Origin of the sequence: Streptomyces coeruleorubidus (assembly GCF_028885415.1) — a bacterium.
GTDB classification, from domain to species: Bacteria; Actinomycetota; Actinomycetes; order Streptomycetales; family Streptomycetaceae; genus Streptomyces; species Streptomyces coeruleorubidus_A.
Map to the genome: position 1 here is coordinate 8,858,487 of NZ_CP118527.1, position 16,045 is coordinate 8,874,531.

Here is a 16,045-nt window from a genome sequence, read left to right on the forward strand (position 1 = left end):
CGTGCGGACGGCTGGACCTGCGTGGTCGTCACCAACGGCCGCACGGTCCAGCAAGAAGCGAGGATCCGTCACACCGGACTCGCCGAACTCGTCCAGGGCTGGTCGTCTCCGAAGCCGTCGGCCGCAAGAAGCCTGAACCGGAGATCTTCCAGGCGGCAGCCGCCACGGTCAACGCACCCCTGTCCGGCGCGTGGGTCCTCGGCGATTCGCCGCACGCCGACATCGGCGGCGCCGACGCACTCGGAGTTCGCCCGGGAAAAGCAGTGGACAGTGATCATGCGAACGGGACACTGGTTCGATGACTGAATCCGACACGAAGGCGGATCTCCGTCTCTACCTGCAGGATGCCCGTGACGTGCTGCTGTGGAAGCTGGATGGCCTGTCGGAGTACGACATCCGGCGCCCCATGACTCCGACGGGCACCAACCTGCTGGGACTGGTCAAGCACCTGACCGGCGCCGAAGCGGCGTATTTCGGCGAGACCTTCGGCCGGCCGGTGGAGGGGCCGCCGCTCTGGATCGCGGGGGCTGCCGAACCGAACACCGACCTGTGGGCGACCGCCGCAGAGACGCGGGAGCAGATCGTCGACGATTACCGCCGGGTGTGCGCTCACTCGGACGAGACGATCGAGTTGCTTCCCCTCGACGCTGTCGGCCAGGTGCCGTGGGGGCCGCGCCCTGAGCTGCCGCTCCGCCGCATTCTCATCCACATGATCGCCGAGACTCAGCGGCATGCCGGGCATGCCGACATCGTCCGCGAACTCGTCGACGGGGCCACAGGACAGCGGCCCGGGAGTGACAACGTGGCGCCCGGCGACTCGGCCTGGTGGGAGGACCACCGAAGCCGACTGGAGCAGGTGGTCAAGGAGGCAGACTCCGGGGCGTAGATCAAGTGCCCTCCTCCGGCTGCATGGCTCCGGCCAAACGGCAGGCACTTGGTCATCCGCCGAGCGCGGTCGGGCCGAGGCCGGTCGGCAGTCGGCGCACGGCCAGTGCCACGGCCTCGTGCGCTGTGGTGAACAGGCCGAGGTCCGGAGTGATGAAGCCCCTGCCCACTCCGTATGTGCCGTCGCTGCCCGCCGTCAGACACGGCCCGATGACGGTCAGGCGCGGCCGGGTGGTGGTCGAGAAGCGCAGGGACCAGTGGCTCGTGAACGGGTACAGGGCGCGCAGCGCCGGCTCGGCGTACGCTGCCTCGATCAGGGCCTGGTACGTCTCCTGCCAGGCGTACTCCAGTTCGCCCGCCTCCTGGCGCATGCCCTGCCACTCGGATTCCGTCAGGCGCGCGGGATCGTGGTCGGGCACCTCGAACCGGCCGGTCAGGTGCACGAAAGCCGCCGCCCGACGGATGTCTTGCAGGGCCGCTCCGACGTGCCACGCCCGGGCGGCCCTGGCAACCTCCGCAAGGTCGTCCGTCCTGCCGTCGATGAGGGGCATGCCCAAGCGCTGTTCCGCTCCCCGGATCGACCACCGGCGTTCGTGCAGCCATGCGCTGATCTGCAGCGGCTCACGGTGCGGCAGGGTGCTCGCAACCGTCGCGTGGACCAGCGGAGCGGAACCCGGAGACGTGACGGGGACGGTGCCGCAGCAGCCTTCCGCTTCGGCACGGAGCGCTGAGGCGAGGCTGCCGCAGGCTGCGACGTCGGGGTACAGAACGGCGGGATCAGGAGGGGCGGGCACGGCTCCTGATTGTGCCCTACCCCTGTGAGCGGAGGAGTTCGCCCACGAAGAGGGCGGCGAAAACGAGCATGAGAGTGCCGGAACCCCGGTCGATCCACACCCGGCGCTGAGGCGTCAGCCAGCGTCTCAGCGTCGAAGCGCCGAGAGCCAGGAGGGTGAACCAGAGCCAGGAGGCACTGACCGTCCCCGCCGCGAAGATCGGACGGTGATCCGGAGCCTGGGCCGCGATGGCCACACCGAGGATGCCGACGACGTCCAGCACCGCGTGGGGGTTGAAGACGGTGACCGAGGCGCATTGCGCAACCACACGGCGCCAACGCATCTCGGGCGGTGTGGACTGGTCGAAGTCCTCTGGACGCGACCGGAAGGACTTGACCGCCAGGTACGTCAGGAACACCACGCCGGCGGCCAGGAGGAACGACTTGATGCCGGGTATGCGGTTGAGCACCGCTGATGTCCCGGCACCGCCGAGAGATATGAGGACGGTGTCGCAGACTCCAGCGGCCACGACTGCCACGAACACCCGCGGTACGCCGAAGGTGAAGCCCTGGTTGATGAGGAAGATGTTCTGCGGCCCGATGGGCGTGATCATGGCGAGACCGAGCAACATTCCCGCGAAGTAGGCATCCACGGATCAGTGCGTCGGCGTCCGGGGCATGGTCGTTTCCGTTTCCTGCGCTAGGTCGAAGGCGTGAGCGTGACCAACACGGCATGGGGAGCCACACGGTCCGCGAGCTCCGATTCCGATGGCGCGTCAGCAGCTGAAGATCAAGTCCAGCCCACAGCCTGCCCCGTATGCAACCGGTGGCCTCAAGGATGGCGTGTTCCGTGTGTGGTGTGGCTGAACTGGACCGCCGAGGCGAGCGGACGCCCTGTACAAGACGCCCTGTACAAGGCGATGCTCCGCGCCGGCCAGGCGGGCTCCCGGCTTCCGACGTAAGGATTCCGTCATCAGTTGTGGGGTGTGGGACGGCCGCCCGTTGGCGTTGAATCGGGAGGGCTGGAGGAACTCTCAGGAGGCGAGCGGGGATGGGGCGCGTGCGCAAGGTAATGACCGGGCCGTTGGTCATCGCGGTGCTGGTGGTGGCGGTCGGCGGAGCCGGCTTCGGGCTGTACTGGTTCCAGCCGTGGAAGCTGTGGCAGGACGAGACCGTTCAAGAGACCCTGCCCGGGGTCGCGGAGACCTCCGCTCCTCCCGCCGCGGCGCCCTCCGAGTCGCCTTCCCCGGACACCGGTCCGCAGACACTGGCGAGCGGTGAGCTGATCAGCCACGAGCACGCGACCTCGGGCACGGTGAAGCTCGTGCGGCTGGCCGACGGCTCCCATGTCGTCCGGCTGGAGAACCTGAACACCAGCAACGGACCGGACCTGCGCGTCTGGCTGACCGACGCGCAGGTGAAGCAGGGCAAGGCGGGGTGGCACGTCTTCGACGACGGCAAGTACGTCAGCCTCGGCAAGCTCAAGGGCAACAAGGGAAGCCAGAACTACGCCCTCCCCGGTGACGCGGATCCATCGAGCTTCAGCAGCGTGAGCATCTGGTGCGACCGCTTCGACGTGTCGTTCGGCGCGGCGGAGCTGGCCCGGGTCTGACAGGGGCGCATTCCTGACGGGGCCGGCTCGACAGCGGGGTCATCCCGTGGCGTACAGCGTCGTGAGCAGTTCGACCGCGGCCTGGGTGGTGGGATGCGGTTCGTCCCGCCACCAGGCGAGGTGCACCGCGATCGGCTCGGCGTCGCGCACCGGTCGGTAGACGATGCCGGGACGCGGGTACTGGTGTGCCGTCGACTCGGCCGTCATGCCCACGTAGCGGCCGATGGATATCTCGGTCAGCCAGTCGTCGACGTCGTGTATGTCCTTGGTCGCCGGACGGGAGTCCGGCGGCCACAGCTGTGTCGTGGTGGTGCCCGTCCGCCGGTCGATCAGCAGCGTCCGCCCGGCGATGTCGGCGAGTCTCACGGAGCGGCGCCGCGCCAGGGGGTCGTCGGACGCCATGGCGCACAGTCGCCTTTCCAGCCCCACGACTGCGGAGTCGAAGCGGCGGTCGTCCAGCGGCCTGCGCACCACGGCCAGGTCGCACGCCCCCTCCGCCAGCCCGGCGGTGGCGGAGTTGACGCGGACGAACTGCACCTCCGTCTCGGGCCGGGTCTCGGCCCAGCGGCGCTGAAAGGCCAGCGTGTGGCGGCCTACGGCCGACCAGGCGTAGCCGATCCGCAGGCAGGCATGGCCTGACCTGGCCTCCCGTACCAGATCGTCCACCTCGCCGAGCACACGGCGGGCGTGCTCCAGCACGCGCAGCCCCGTCCCGGTCGGGCTCACCTCGCGGGAGGTCCGCTTCAACAGCCGTACACCGAGGGCGCGTTCGAGGGAGGCCAGGGTGCGGGACACGGCGGCCTGGGAGACACCGAGCGCGATGGCGGCGTCGGTGAAACTGCCCTCGTCGACGATCGCGACGAGGCAGCGCAACTGCCGCAGCTCCACATCCATGACTCAAGCGTATAGATCGAGCTCGTGATGCATTTTGCGCAAGACGGGTGCCGTCCGAAGATCACGGCATGCCCGCAGCCCCCGCACGCTCGTCAGCACCCTCCCATCGGACCGTCACGGCGGCCTCCACCCCCGAGTCCGGCGGTCGGCGCCTGGTCGGTGTGGTCACCATGTTCGGCAGCGGCCTGTCCAATCAGACCGGTGCCGCGATCGGTTCCCTGGCCTTCCCCGTCCTCGGACCTGTCGGTGTCGTCGCCGTACGCCAGTACGTGGCCGCGATCGTCCTGATGACCGTCGGCCGACCCCGACTGCGCACCTTCACCAAGCAGCAGTGGTGGCCGGTCCTGTTGCTGGCGCTGGTGTTCGGAACGATGAACCTGTCCCTGTACAGCGCCATCGACCGCATCGGCCTCGGCCTCGCGGTGACCCTGGAGTTCCTCGGACCGCTCGGCATCGCCCTGGCCGCCTCGCGCCGCCGCGTGGACGCGTGCTGTGCGCTGATCGCCGCGGCGGGCGTCGTCACCCTGATGCGTCCGCAGCCCTCCGCCGACTACCTGGGAATGGGCCTGGGGCTGCTGGCCGCCGTCTGCTGGGCGTCGTACATCCTGCTCAACCGCACCGTCGGCCGGCGCATCCCCGGAGTGCAGGGATCGGCGGCCGCCGCTGGGATCTCCGCGCTGATGTTCCTGCCGGTCGGTATCGTCCTCGTCGTCGAGCGTCCGCCGACCGCCGGGGCCGCCGCGTACGCCCTCGCGGCCGGCGTCCTGTCGTCAGCCGTCCCGTATCTGGCGGACCTCCTCACCCTGCGCCGCGTCGCGGCCCAGACCTTCGGCCTCTTCATGAGCGTCAACCCCGTGCTGGCCGCCGTCGTCGGCCGGCTCGTCCTCGGCCAGAACCTGGGCTGGACCGAACTGGCCGCCATCGCGGCCATCGTGGCCGCCAACACGCTCAGCATCCTCACGTCACGCACCTGAGGAAGTACGCACCCGAAGAAGCCGCGCGCACCTGAGGAAACACGCAGGTGGGTCAGGCCATGAGCCGGAGGACTTCGGCCAGGCCCCGGTCGCCGGTGCGTTGTTCGGCCGGGAGGATGTAGGCGCGCAGACCGCAGGCGGTGGCGGCGCCGTCGCGAACCGGGTTGTCGCCGACCATGAGGGTGGCGCGGGGGTCGGCGCCGAGGTCGGCGCAGGCTTTGAGGAACAGCTGTGGGTCGGGCTTTTCGCGGCCCTGTTCGTAGGAGATGACGCAGACGTCGATCAGGTCCTCCAGCCCGGCGTGGGCCAGGTGGACCCGCAGGTCCCAGGCGAAGTCGCTGACGATGCCGACACGCAGGCCGCGGGCGCGCAGCGCACGGAGTGTGGGCTCGGTGTCGGCGTAGGGCAGCCAGGCGTCGGGGGCGGTGAGTTCCCGGTAGGCCGTTTCCTCGACGCCCCGCAGGAAGTCCACATGCCCCCACCAGCCCCGCATGGCGCGGCGGTGCTGGTGGGAGGAGAGGTCGCGGCCCTCCTGGAGGGCCGCGACGGCGGGCAGTCGGAAGGCGTCCCGCAACTGCCGTGCGATGCCCGGCACGGCGCCGTCCTCCTCCAGCACGGCCGTACGGCCGCAGGCCGCGCCCACCCGGCGCAGCCACGTCTCCAGGTCGATCATCTGGAAGATCGTGTTGCTGAAGTCGAAGAGGACGGCCTCGACCGCCGGGACGGGAGCGGCCATCTCCGCGGCGGTGGGGCGGTAGGCGCTCGGGGTTTCGAACAGGGTGTGTATCACAGCGGGTGGTCTCCGGGGTCGACTCTCTCGACCGGCACACCGAGGCTCTCCAGGGCCGCGATCTCCGTCTCGGGCGTGCCGGTGTCGGTGATGACGGCCTCGTAGTCGGTCACCGTGCCGTACGCATGGGTGGCGGTCTTGCCGAACTTGGAGTGGTCCACGAGGAGCAGCGCCCGCTCGGCGGAGGCGAGCATGGCCAGCTTCACCTCGACGTACTCGCGCAGAGGGTGGAAGAGCTGGCCGGAGAGGACGGCGGTGGCGGACATCAGGGCGAGGTCGGCGCGGATACGGGAGAGGGTGCGGGTGACCTCGGGGCCGGTGCAGGAGTTGAAGTCGCCGTGATACCGCCCGCCGAGCAGGGTGACCTCCACACCGGCGGACCCGAGCCGCTGTGCCAGGCCCACCGAGTTGGTGACGACGGTGATCCGGTCGAGTTCCGCGAGGGCGGGAGCGAGGGGGAAGAGGGTGGTGGAGTCGTCCATGAGGACCGTGCTGCCGGGCCTGACGCGCCCGAGCGCGGCGTGGCAGACAGCGGCCTTCGCCGAGAGCGCGGTGCTCTCCCGGAAGCGGGTCGCGGTTTCCATGGTGACCGCCGGGTAGGGGACGGCCCGGCCGCGTTCCTTGCGGAGCAGGGAACGCTGCGCGAGGTCGTCGAGGTCACGGTGCATCGTCATCAGACTGACGCCGAAGTGATCGGCGAGCTCGTCGATGCGGGTCTCGCCGTGTTCCACGACATGGCGCAGGACGGCCTGGCGTCGCTCCTCCACCGCGGCCTGCGACGACCGAGTCCTGGCGGCCACTACGGCTCTCCCTCTCCTTCGGGTCCTGTGCCCGGCGCGCGGCTGGTGGCGGGCCGTACTGCGACAGCCTCGCGGTGCGTGGCGGCGCCCCGAGGTTTCGACCTCGAAGTCTCGCACACGGGTGGGGAGGAGCAGGTGGGCGTCGCCCGCCGGCGCCACCTGCCCCCGCCCGGTCCGCCCGCCGCTCTCGGCGGTCACCAGGACGCTTCCACGGTGACCAGCACCTTGACGTGTTCCGGGGCGAGCGAGGCGGCGAAGGCCTTGGCCGCCTCCTCCAGGGGGAACGTGGCGGTGACGATCTCGTCGGTGTCGACGGCGCCCGAGGCGATCAGGCTGATGGCGGTGCGGTAGTCGTCGGCCGTGTACATCAGCGTGCCCTCGAGACTGATCTCGCGGTCCTGGATCAGGTCGAGGCGTACGGGGGTGGTTCCGGCGGCGCCGACACCGACGACGATGATCCGGCCGCCCTTGGTGACCAGGTCGGTGGCCTGGGCCATGGACTGCTCGCGGGCCACGCAGTCGAAGACCACGTCGGCCGGTCCGCCGAGGGCCTGACCGACCTGCTCGGTGAGGTCGGCGGCGTCGGCGGGCAGGGCCGCGTCGGCGCCCAGGCGCAGGGCGCGGTCCCGCTTGCCCGGCAGCAGATCGGTGACGGCGATCGCGGCGGCGCCCGCGTGCCGGGCGGCGGCGAGGACGAGCAGACCGATGGGCCCGGCACCGAGGACGACGACCGTACGTCCCGTGAGGTCACCGGCCTTGGCCACGGCGTGCACCGGCGTGGCCAGCGGTTCGACGAGGGCGGCCTCGACGTCGGTCATGCCGTCGGGGACCCGGTGCACGCGGTCGGCGGGGATGGTGAACAGGTCGGTCATGGCGCCGGGTGTCTGGCAGCCGAAGACCTTCAGCTCCTGGCAGATGTTGTAGCGGCCACTACGGCACTGGGGGCACTGCCCGCAGAAGAGGTTCGGCTCGACGATCACCCGGTCGCCCGGGACGAATCCGTCGACGCCCGGGCCCGTGGCCGCGACGACACCGACCGCCTCGTGTCCGGGGTGGTAGGGCAGCGGCATGAACGGATGGTGGCCCAGGGCCGCGTGGGTGTCGGAGCCGCAGACGCCCACCACGGCGGTGCGGACGAGGAGTTCGCCCTCGTCGGCGGTCGGCGCGGGGATGTGCTCGACGGTGATGTCGTCGATCGACCGGACCAGGACACGGCGGATCTGCTGCGGCATGGGGTGGTGCTCCGTTTCGGATGCGGTCGGGAGTGTGCGCGGTGCCCTCGCCGGTCTCACTTCACCGCTCCCAGTGACAGCCCGCGCACCAGCTTGTCCTGCGCGGCGAACCCGGCGATGAGGACCGGCAGCGACACCAGCGTGGCCGCGGCGCACAGCCGGGCCAGGAACAGGCCCTCGTTGGTGATGAAGCCGACCAGGAACACCGGCGCGGTGGAGGCCTGCGTCGCGGTGAGGTTGACGGCGAACATGAACTCGTTCCAGCTGAAGATGAAGCAGATCAGCGAGGTGGCTGCGAGTCCGGGCATGGCGACCGGCGCGACGACCCGCCACAGCACGGTGAGCAGATTGGCCCCGTCGACCTCGGCCGCCTCCAGGATCTCCTTGGGGACCTCGGCGAGGAAGGAGCGCATCATCCAGACCGCGATCGGCAGGTTCATGGCGGTGTAGAGGACGATCAGGGTCCAGACGTTGTCCAGCATCCCGATGTCCTTGACGATCAGGTAGACCGGCAGCAGGGCCGCGATCGCCGGGAGGAACTTCGTGGACAGGAAGAAGAACATCACGTCGGTCCACTTCTCGACCGGCTTGATGGACAGCGCGTAGGCCGTCGGCACCGCGAGGGCGAGCACCAGCAGCGTCGAAATGACGCTGGCCATGGCCGAGTTGAGGAGGAAGGGGGTGATGTCCCGGCTGAACAGTGTTTCGTACTGCGCGAAGGTGAACGGGGCGAAGGGGCTCGGCGGGTTGGTCGCCGCGTCGGCCTCCTGGTGGAAGGAGGTGAGCACCATCCACGCCACCGGCGCGAAGAACGCCAGGGTGGCCAGCCAGGCGACGAAGGTCCACAGCGGAGTGAGCCGTGCGGTCATCGGGACACCTCCTCGCGGAACAGCGACGCGATGGTGCGCAGGGCGAAGGTCGCGATCACGATCGAGCCGAGTACGACGACGACACCGGCGGCGGCCGCCTCGCCGTACTCGTACTTGCGGAACATGGTCAGGTAGATCTCGTAGGGCAGGTTGGTCGTCTGCGAGCCGGGGCCGCCCTGGGTGATGGTGTAGACCGCGTCGAAGGTCTGCACGACGTAGATCGTGCCGAGCAGGATGCCCAGCTCCAGGTACTGGCGAAGATGCGGCAGCGTGATGTGGCGGAAGGTGGCCATGGCCGACGCTCCGTCCACGCGGGCCGCCTCCAGCACGTCACCGGGCTGCGCCTGGAGGCCGGCCAGGATGATCAGCATCATGAACGGGGTCCACTGCCAGACCAGCGAGACCACGACGGCGGGCATGGGGTACGAGGACACCCAGTCGACCGTCGGGCCGTGGTCGGCGCCGAACAACCGGTAGACGCCGTTGAGGGTGCCGTTGAGCAGGCCGTAGTCGGGGTTGTAGATGGCGTGCTTCCACAGCAGCGACGCCGCGACCGGCATGACGAGGAACGGGGCGATGAGCAGGGTGCGCGCCAGTCCGCGGCCGGGGAAGCGGCGGTCGAGCAGCATGGCCAGGCAGAGGCCGAGGAGCACGCTGATCAGCACCACCGAGGCGGTGAGGACGGCGGTGTTCAGCACGGCCGCGCGCAGCCGCTCGTCGGTGAAGACGAACGCGTAGTTGGACAGGCCGGTGAAGTGCCGGTCGCCCGGCCTGAGGATGTTCCACTGGAAGGTGGAGATCACGAGCGTGGCCACGAAGGGGAGCTGCGTGACGACGATGGTGAAGACCAGCGCCGGTAGCAGCGGGATGCGGCGCCGCCACTTGCTGGCGGCAGAGCGCGTTCGAGGACGGATGGGCGGTGGTGCTGTCTCGGGGGGTGCGGTGAGCGTGGTCATGAACTTTCCTCCGCCGGTGACGGCCGGGTAGGGAAGCGACGCCCGGTCGGCGGGAACGCCGCCGGGCATCAAGGTCACTTCTGGTAGTTCTCGGCGACTGCCTCGGCGAGCTTCTGGCCGTCGTTCAGCGCCTTGTCCACGCTGGTCTTGCCGGCGATCGCGGCGGAGATCTCCTGGGTGACCTTGGTGCCCAGGTCCTGGAACTCGGGGATCGCCACGTACTGGATGCCCACCGTGGGCCTGGGCTGGACGCCCGGATCGGACGGGTCGGCCTGCTCGATGGACTTCAGGGTGATGTCGCCGAACGACCCGGCGGCCTTCTGGTACTGCGGGATGTCATATGTGCTGGCCCGCTTGCCGGCGGGGACGCGTGCCCAGCCGAGCTTCTCGCCGACCAGCTTCTCGTACTTCTTGCTGGAGGCCCACAGCATGAACTTCGAGGCGGCGTCGGCGTTCTTGGTGGTCCTGGGCATGGCCCACGCCCAGGACCACAGCCAGCCGCTGCTCTTGGTCTCGACGGTCGGCGCGTAGGCGTAGCCGACGTGCCCGGCGATCTTGCTGGAGCTGGGGTCTTCAAGCGACCCGGCCGCGCTGGTCGCGTCGTACCACATCGCGACCTTCTTCTGGCTCATGGCGTTGAGGCACTCGGTGAACCCGGCCTGCGCCGCGCCCGCCTCACCGTGCTTGCGGACCAGGTCGACGTAGAAGTTGGTGGCCTTCTTGAACGCCGGGCTGTTGACCTGGGCCTTCCAGTCCTTGGTGAACCAGGTGCCGCCGAAGGTGTTGACCACGGAGGTCAGCGGCGCGCCGAGCTCGCCCCAGCCGGCCAGCCCGCGCAGGCAGATGCCGCGCATGCCGGGCTCGGCGCCGTCGACCTTGGCCGCGATCTCGGCGATCTGCTGCCAGGTCGGGTGCTCGGGCACCGTGATGCCCTTCGCCTTCATGACGTGCTTGTTGTACATGAGGAAGGACGACTCGCCGTAGAACGGCAGGGCGTAGAGCTTGCCGTCGGAACCGGACAGCGACTGCACCATGGGCCTCAGCAGGTCGGCCTTGTCGAAGCTCGTGTCCTTGTCGGCGTAGGAGCCGAGCTCGTGCAGCCAGCCGTTCTTCTCCCAGATGGGTACCTCGTAGGCGCCGATCGTGGCGACGTCGTACTGGCCGGCCTGGGTGGCGATGTCCTGGGTGACCTTGTCGCGCAGCTCGTTCTCGGGGAGGACCGTGAAGTTCACCTCGATGCCGGTGTCCTTCGTGAAGGTGTCCTTGGTCAGCTTCGCGATGTCCTCCATCTGCGGGTTGCCGACCATCAGTACGTTGATGCTCTTGCCGCCGCCGGAGCTGTCGCTGCCTCCGGCCCCGGCGCATCCGGTGGCCATCAGGGCTATGGCGGCGGCGCCTGCGATGACGGTGTATCTGGCTGTTGGCATGGCTGAGGTCCTCTCGTCGAGGGAGTGGTGGGTGGTGACGCTGGGCCGGCTCTGCCGGGGGGAGAGGGAGGAGCGCAGGTGCGCCGGTGGAGAGCATTGTTAGCAGAGGTTGTCGGCATTGTTAACACATCTTGCGAGATATTTTTCGGAACTCTATGGTTGAACCGTTCTGACGGGGGCCTAACCCAGGGCGGTCCGTGGGCGTGGAGGGCGGGGCACCAGGTGGCCCGGAGGCCGGCCGCGCGCAGGAAGCAGTACGGCGTGAGCGGGCCGCTGACGCCTGCCAGGGCGGCGTTGTGGATGACGGCGTCGCAGTCGGCGAGCGCGCGGGAGACGGCGGCCGGGTCGGCGAGGTCGCCCAGGTGCTGCCGCACGCCGAGGCTCTCCAGGGTGATGCTCGGGCGGCTGCTGAGGGAGGGGGCTGTGGTGCCGCGGGCGACGAGCCGGCGGCAGATCTCCTGCCCCAGGAAGCCGCTGCCGCCCGTGACCAGGATCCTCATCGGGCGCCTCCCGAACCGTACTTGGCGGCGCAGGCGGCCAGCCGGGCGCGGTAGATCCTGGAGTTGTGGCGGATGGTGGTCGGGAAGCGAGGGTGGAACAGCACCGTGCCGATGCGGCGGCCGTGCCGGTGGTCGCGGAGGGCGGCACGCAACGCGTCCAGGACCGCGTCCTTGCGTGCGCCGGGTTCGCGTTCGCCGCGGAGCACCGCCCGCTGCCGCCCCGCCGGGCCGACGCCGGCGGCCTGCTCTGGCCGGGCACCGACGTGGCGGGCGTCGGCCGCTACCGTTGGAGCCGCGCCCGCCGACTGCTGCCCGCCCTGGCCACCGCCCGTTTCACCGCCCTCGTACCGGCCGCCGCCGGTCCCGGCCCGGAAGGCCGCGTGGACCTGCTGCGCGAACTGGTCGCCATGACACCCGACGAGGCCCGGGCCGCGATCATCAGGACCCTGACCCGGCTGCTCGCCGCCGTGCTGCACAGCGACCCCGAGGAGCTGGACCCGGCGCGGCCCGTGACCGACTTCGGCCTCGACTCGCTGCTGAGCACCGAGTTCATGGTGCGCGCCGGCGAGCACTTCGACGTCCGCCTGGCGGCCACCGAGCTGATGGGCGGCGACCGCACCCTGACCTGGACCTCGCCCGGTACCGGTCCGGCGACGGCGCGGTCTGAGGCCGCCTCCTCATGGGGCGAGGAGACGGCCCTTGCCGCGTTCAGAGCACGTCGGCCCACCCCGCGGTGTCGTCGAGGAAGCCGCCCGACTGGTGCTGCCACAGCTTCGCGTAGGCGCCGTCGAACGCGAGCAACTCCTGGTGCGTGCCCTGCTCGACGATCCGTCCACGGTCGAGGACGACGAGCTGGTCCATGCCGGCGACCGTGCTCAGCCGGTGCGCCACCACCAGTGCGGTCCGCCCGTCCATGAGCCGCCACAGCGCCTCCTGCACGAGGAGTTCGCTCTCCGAGTCCAGGGCGCTGGTCGCCTCGTCGAGCAGCAGGATCGGCGCGTCGCGCAGGATCGCCCGGGCGAGGGCGACGCGCTGGCGCTGACCGCCGGACAGTTTGATGCCGCGCTCGCCCACCATGGTGTCGAAGCCGTCCGGCAGCGCGTCGGCGAACTCCGAGACATGGGCCGCCTCGGCCGCCCGGCGGATCTCGGCCTCGGTGGCGTCCGGCCGGGCGAACGCGATGTTGTCCCGCAGGGTGCGGTGGAACATCGCCGGGTCCTGCGGCACGTAGGCGATCTGGCTGCGCAGGTCGGCCTGGCGCAGCCGGCTGATGTCCTGACCCCCGACGAGGATGCGGCCGCCGTCGATGTCCGTCATCCGTAACAGCAGCCGGGTGAGGGAGGTCTTGCCGCCGCCGGATCGGCCGACCAGGCCGATCCGCGCCCCGCTCGGCACGTACAGGTCCAGACCCTCGAACAGCGGCTTGCCGCCCCGGTGCGCGAAGGTCACCTTCTCGAAGCGGATGTCGGCGGCCCGGGGCCGCAGCGGCTCCGGCGACGGCGGGTCGAGCACGGTAGGAGGTGTCAGGAGCAGCTCGGTGAACTGCGCGGCCTCCGTCATCGAGCTCTCCAGCCGGCGGTAGATCTGGTTGAACTCGAACATGATCCGTGTCGCGTTGCTGTAGTAGGTGAAGGCGACCACGATCGCCTCCACGCCGTGCCCGCCCCCGGCGAGCGTGACCGCGAGCAGCAGGCCCACCGCGTTGGTCAGCACCGACAGCGGCGCGACCAGCGTGTCGATGCGGAGGTTGCCGTAGTCCCACGACCGCAGCGTGAGCCGGCGCGACGTGGCGACCCGGGAGCGGTGCTCGGCGGCCTCGCGCTCCTCCGCGGCGAACGCCCGCACCGTGTCCATGTTCATCAGGCTGTCGGCGACATGGCCCGAAACCCGGGCGATCGCCTCCTCACGCAGGTCGACCAGCGCCTGACGGCGCCGGATGAGAGGCACGACCAACACCCCGGTCAGCGCGATCATCACCAGCAGTCCGACCACGAGCAGGGGTTCGTAGCGCCACAGCACCACCGCCCCGAACGCCAGCGGTACGAAGCTGCCCACGATCTGGAACGCCAGTGTGTCCACGAACTGCTCGAAACGCGAGGCGAAGCTCAGGACGCGCTTGGTCAGCGAACCGGCGAAGTTGTCGTGGAAGAACGCGGCGTCCTTGGCGAACAGCTCGTCCATCCCGATCACGTACAGGTGCTCGATGCCGAGGGCGTCGAGGCGGTTGAGGCAGTGCATTGCGATGCGCCACAGTGCCTCCGCGAGCAGCAGCACGCCTGCGAAGCCGAGGACGTACGGCAGTGTCGAGTCGACCGTGACGTCCTTGTCGTCGGCGATGTCGCCGACGAGCTTGGCGACGATCAGCGGCGCGATGTAGTTGATTCCGATGTTGCCCAGCGCCATGAGCAGCATCGCGGGTGCCGTCAGCCGGCGGAGCCGGGCCAACTCCCGTCCGTAGTAACGAAGTGCGAGAAGTACCGAGCGTTTGCCCGGCTGAGCCCTGCGCGATTCAGGCGTTTCCATCCCACCCCTGTGTCGTTCTGTGGCCGCCCGCCACGCGCTGGTGCGGGCAGGGGCCATCGCCGCAACGGATGTGTGGAGATTCGGGTCGAGTCCGGAAGTGTCCCGCGACGGCGACCGCGGCGTCCAAGCGTTTTCCGGCCGGGCGGTGGTGCGCAGGGAGCGCCAAGGGGCACGGTCGGCGGACTCGGGGCGGGCGGTGCGGTGGTGCGGGGTCGGCCGGGCGGCGCCGGACGTGAGTGCCCAGGGGTGTCGCCAGGACCACCCCCGCATCGGGTGTCCAGGCCCAGGGACGGGTCGTGCCGGGGGCGGCAGCATGTGTGTCGTCGGCAAGGGGGCCGACGACGAACCCGCCACCGGACTTCGGGGGACCCCCATGAACGAGACCTTCGCCAGGCGTCTGACGGGCCTCGCCGGCATCGCCGCGGCGGCCGCCCTGATCGTCGAGGTACCGCTGTACTTCATCTACTCCGGTCCGCCGCCGGACTCGAACGTCCTCACCAGGCTGCTGCTCGCGATCTTCTCGCTGGCGTTCCTGATCGTGTTCGTGACGGCCTTCCGTGAGCTGGTCAAGCGGGTGAACCCGGCCTGTGAATGGGTGGGTTCGATGGCATTCGCCACCGGCCTGGTCTACGCGACGGTCACCCTGGTCTCCAGCGGGCTGGAAGCCGGCGCGGTCATCGCCGCCGACCGTTCGATCGATCCGACCATCACGGTCAGCGGCACCTACATCCTCTACGGGTCGATCGGCCGTGTGCTGCTGACGCTGTTCCTGGTCGCGGTGGGCTTCGGCATCTCCCGTACGAACCTGCTGCCGCCCTGGACCAGCCGCTCCGCCTACGTCCTGGCCGGTGTCAATGTGGCCTTCGTGCCGTCCCTGTTCTTCGGCAACGACCCGGCGAACTTCTACGCGGCGAACGGCTGGGGCACCACCGCTTCGATGGGTGCGATCCTCAGCTACTGGCTCCTCGCACTTGGCATCTCCACGTACCGCAGCGCCACCCGCCGTACGCCGTCGGCCGGTTCACCGGCCCTGCGGCACTGACACCACGGCCCGCCAAGTCCTCCACACCACCGCGATCCCGCCAGGTCCAGGAGCCCCGGGTGCTCCTGGACCTCGTGTGCGAGTGCTGGTTGCCCGCTCAGCCCAGGTAGAGCGGGAGCTTCGAGGCCAGTTCGCCGAGTCCGGCCTGCTCCACGTCGGTCGGCGCCCGCCGCCCCGTGCCCACCAGCAGCGCGTCCTGGTCGGAGAACGACGGAGGGAACGCGCTCCCGGCGATCCGCTCCAGCATCTCGCGGGACCGGGCGAGCCCCTCCGCGGGCGGCTGCGCGGCGTCCTTGAGATGGGCGATCAGGTCGAGATGGTGCAGCGTCCACTCCATGACGTACGTGGAGAGGTAGTCGCCCACGGTGAGAACCTCGTCGCGGGTGCCGACCCTGAGGGACGGGTCGGCGAGCTCCGCGGCACGGCCGGCGGCGGAGCCGACATCGTCCAGGTGGAACTTGAGCAGGTGCGCGTCCTCGTACGCGGCGGCCAGCCGGACGGTCAGCGCGTCGAGCGGGTCGTCCCCGGTCGGCGGCGCGTCGGAGATCTCCCAGTAGGTCAGCGCGTCCCGGGTCGGTTCCCTGTCGGCGGGGGTGGCGAGGGTGATCAGGACGTCCTGCGCGTCGATGACCAGATGGCACACCAGGTCCCGCACCAGCCAGCCGGTACAGCCGGACGGCCGGGTGAAGTCCTCGTCGGACAGGTCGGCGACCGCGGCGCGCAACGCCGTCCAGGAGCGTGCGAAGAGATCCACATCGGCAACGTAGTG

General features: G+C 70.0%; 17 protein-coding genes and 1 pseudogene. 6 read left to right on the forward strand and 12 right to left on the reverse strand.

Annotation, left to right across the window (positions count from 1 at the left end; translation table 11 throughout):
* The first annotated feature begins 143 nt into the window (after positions 1-143).
* Positions 144-302 (forward strand): HAD hydrolase-like protein, encoded by a 159-nt coding sequence (locus PV963_RS40700; protein WP_274822264.1) that lies wholly within the window; start codon positions 144-146, stop codon positions 300-302.
* Entirely contained in the window at positions 299-886 is a 588-nt protein-coding gene (locus PV963_RS40705) for a DinB family protein (RefSeq protein WP_274821459.1), read from the forward strand. The genes PV963_RS40700 and PV963_RS40705 overlap by 4 nt, the downstream gene beginning before the upstream one ends.
* A 52-nt stretch (positions 887-938) precedes the next feature.
* On the opposite strand, the gene PV963_RS40710 is transcribed toward PV963_RS40705, so the two are convergent.
* Positions 939-1,436: a DUF6193 family natural product biosynthesis protein gene (locus PV963_RS40710; RefSeq protein ID WP_274821460.1), complete on the reverse strand. Its 498-nt coding sequence runs from the start codon at positions 1,434-1,436 to the stop codon at positions 939-941.
* 259 nt (positions 1,437-1,695) lie between these two features.
* A complete protein-coding gene (locus tag PV963_RS40715) occupies positions 1,696-2,310 on the reverse strand; it encodes a LysE/ArgO family amino acid transporter (RefSeq protein ID WP_274821461.1) in 615 nt (204 codons plus the stop codon).
* A gap of 398 nt (positions 2,311-2,708) precedes the next feature.
* Here PV963_RS40715 and PV963_RS40720 point away from each other — a divergent pair, with 398 nt between their 5' ends.
* A complete protein-coding gene (locus PV963_RS40720; protein WP_274821462.1) occupies positions 2,709-3,269 on the forward strand; it encodes a DM13 domain-containing protein in 561 nt (186 codons plus the stop codon).
* A 39-nt stretch (positions 3,270-3,308) separates the two neighbouring features.
* Here the strand turns inward: PV963_RS40720 and PV963_RS40725 are convergent, their stop codons facing one another.
* A complete protein-coding gene (locus PV963_RS40725) occupies positions 3,309-4,163 on the reverse strand; it encodes a LysR family transcriptional regulator (protein WP_274821463.1) in 855 nt (284 codons plus the stop codon).
* A gap of 68 nt (positions 4,164-4,231) precedes the next feature.
* On the opposite strand from PV963_RS40725, the gene PV963_RS40730 reads away from it, so the two are divergent.
* The gene (locus PV963_RS40730) at positions 4,232-5,137 is read left to right on the forward strand and encodes an EamA family transporter (RefSeq protein WP_274821464.1); all 906 of its coding nucleotides are present in this window, start codon (positions 4,232-4,234) and stop codon (positions 5,135-5,137) included.
* 52 nt (positions 5,138-5,189) lie between these two features.
* Here PV963_RS40730 and PV963_RS40735 read toward each other — a convergent pair whose 3' ends face one another.
* From PV963_RS40735 to PV963_RS40765, 7 genes are all read right to left on the reverse strand, one after another.
* Entirely contained in the window at positions 5,190-5,927 is a 738-nt protein-coding gene (locus tag PV963_RS40735; RefSeq protein ID WP_274821465.1) for an HAD family hydrolase, read from the reverse strand.
* Entirely contained in the window at positions 5,924-6,727 is an 804-nt protein-coding gene (locus tag PV963_RS40740) for a DeoR/GlpR family DNA-binding transcription regulator (protein WP_274821466.1), read from the reverse strand. Before PV963_RS40740 ends, PV963_RS40735 begins: the two co-directional genes overlap by 4 nt.
* 194 nt (positions 6,728-6,921) lie before the next feature.
* The gene (locus PV963_RS40745) at positions 6,922-7,959 is read right to left on the reverse strand and encodes a zinc-dependent alcohol dehydrogenase (protein ID WP_274821467.1); all 1,038 of its coding nucleotides are present in this window, start codon (positions 7,957-7,959) and stop codon (positions 6,922-6,924) included.
* 56 nt (positions 7,960-8,015) lie between these two features.
* Complete coding sequence (locus PV963_RS40750) at positions 8,016-8,828, reverse strand: carbohydrate ABC transporter permease (protein ID WP_274821468.1); 813 nt, start codon at positions 8,826-8,828, stop codon at positions 8,016-8,018.
* On the reverse strand, positions 8,825-9,784 hold the full coding sequence (locus PV963_RS40755; protein ID WP_274821469.1) for a carbohydrate ABC transporter permease: 960 nt from the start codon (positions 9,782-9,784) through the stop codon (positions 8,825-8,827). Before PV963_RS40755 ends, PV963_RS40750 begins: the two co-directional genes overlap by 4 nt.
* Before the next feature lie 74 nt (positions 9,785-9,858).
* Positions 9,859-11,211, reverse strand: coding sequence for an ABC transporter substrate-binding protein (locus PV963_RS40760; RefSeq protein WP_274821470.1), 1,353 nt, complete (start codon positions 11,209-11,211; stop codon positions 9,859-9,861).
* On the reverse strand, positions 11,166-11,711 hold the full coding sequence (locus PV963_RS40765) for an NAD-dependent epimerase/dehydratase family protein (RefSeq protein WP_274821471.1): 546 nt from the start codon (positions 11,709-11,711) through the stop codon (positions 11,166-11,168). The genes PV963_RS40760 and PV963_RS40765 overlap by 46 nt, the downstream gene beginning before the upstream one ends.
* A 407-nt stretch (positions 11,712-12,118) precedes the next feature.
* Here PV963_RS40765 and PV963_RS44195 point away from each other — a divergent pair.
* Positions 12,119-12,274 (forward strand): annotated as a pseudogene (locus tag PV963_RS44195) (acyl carrier protein); the annotation flags it as partial.
* Positions 12,275-12,419: 145 nt separating this feature from the next.
* Here the strand turns inward: PV963_RS44195 and PV963_RS40775 are convergent.
* Positions 12,420-14,234: an ABC transporter ATP-binding protein gene (locus PV963_RS40775; RefSeq protein ID WP_274821473.1), complete on the reverse strand. Its 1,815-nt coding sequence runs from the start codon at positions 14,232-14,234 to the stop codon at positions 12,420-12,422.
* Between the two features lie 373 nt (positions 14,235-14,607).
* Between PV963_RS40775 and PV963_RS40780 the strand changes: the two genes are divergently transcribed.
* Complete coding sequence (locus PV963_RS40780; protein ID WP_274821474.1) at positions 14,608-15,276, forward strand: hypothetical protein; 669 nt, start codon at positions 14,608-14,610, stop codon at positions 15,274-15,276.
* A gap of 97 nt (positions 15,277-15,373) precedes the next feature.
* Here PV963_RS40780 and PV963_RS40785 read toward each other — a convergent pair whose 3' ends face one another.
* A complete protein-coding gene (locus PV963_RS40785; protein ID WP_274821475.1) occupies positions 15,374-16,030 on the reverse strand; it encodes a maleylpyruvate isomerase N-terminal domain-containing protein in 657 nt (218 codons plus the stop codon).
* Between the last annotated feature and the right edge of the window lie 15 nt (positions 16,031-16,045).

Bases quoted from the DNA above. Each gene is read 5' to 3' on its own strand.
- PV963_RS40705 (WP_274821459.1), top strand. From the start codon at position 299: ATGACTGAATCCGACACGAAGGCGGATCTCCGTCTCTACCTGCAGGAT.
- PV963_RS40710 (WP_274821460.1), bottom strand. From the start codon at position 1,436: ATGCCCCTCATCGACGGCAGGACGGACGACCTTGCGGAGGTTGCCAGG.
- PV963_RS40720 (WP_274821462.1), top strand. From the start codon at position 2,709: ATGGGGCGCGTGCGCAAGGTAATGACCGGGCCGTTGGTCATCGCGGTG.
- PV963_RS40725 (WP_274821463.1), bottom strand. From the start codon at position 4,163: ATGGATGTGGAGCTGCGGCAGTTGCGCTGCCTCGTCGCGATCGTCGAC.
- PV963_RS40730 (WP_274821464.1), top strand. From the start codon at position 4,232: ATGCCCGCAGCCCCCGCACGCTCGTCAGCACCCTCCCATCGGACCGTC.
- PV963_RS40745 (WP_274821467.1), bottom strand. From the start codon at position 7,959: ATGCCGCAGCAGATCCGCCGTGTCCTGGTCCGGTCGATCGACGACATC.
- PV963_RS40750 (WP_274821468.1), bottom strand. From the start codon at position 8,828: ATGACCGCACGGCTCACTCCGCTGTGGACCTTCGTCGCCTGGCTGGCC.
- PV963_RS40755 (WP_274821469.1), bottom strand. From the start codon at position 9,784: ATGACCACGCTCACCGCACCCCCCGAGACAGCACCACCGCCCATCCGT.
- PV963_RS40760 (WP_274821470.1), bottom strand. From the start codon at position 11,211: ATGCCAACAGCCAGATACACCGTCATCGCAGGCGCCGCCGCCATAGCC.
- PV963_RS40765 (WP_274821471.1), bottom strand. From the start codon at position 11,711: ATGAGGATCCTGGTCACGGGCGGCAGCGGCTTCCTGGGGCAGGAGATC.
- PV963_RS40775 (WP_274821473.1), bottom strand. From the start codon at position 14,234: ATGGAAACGCCTGAATCGCGCAGGGCTCAGCCGGGCAAACGCTCGGTA.
- PV963_RS40780 (WP_274821474.1), top strand. From the start codon at position 14,608: ATGAACGAGACCTTCGCCAGGCGTCTGACGGGCCTCGCCGGCATCGCC.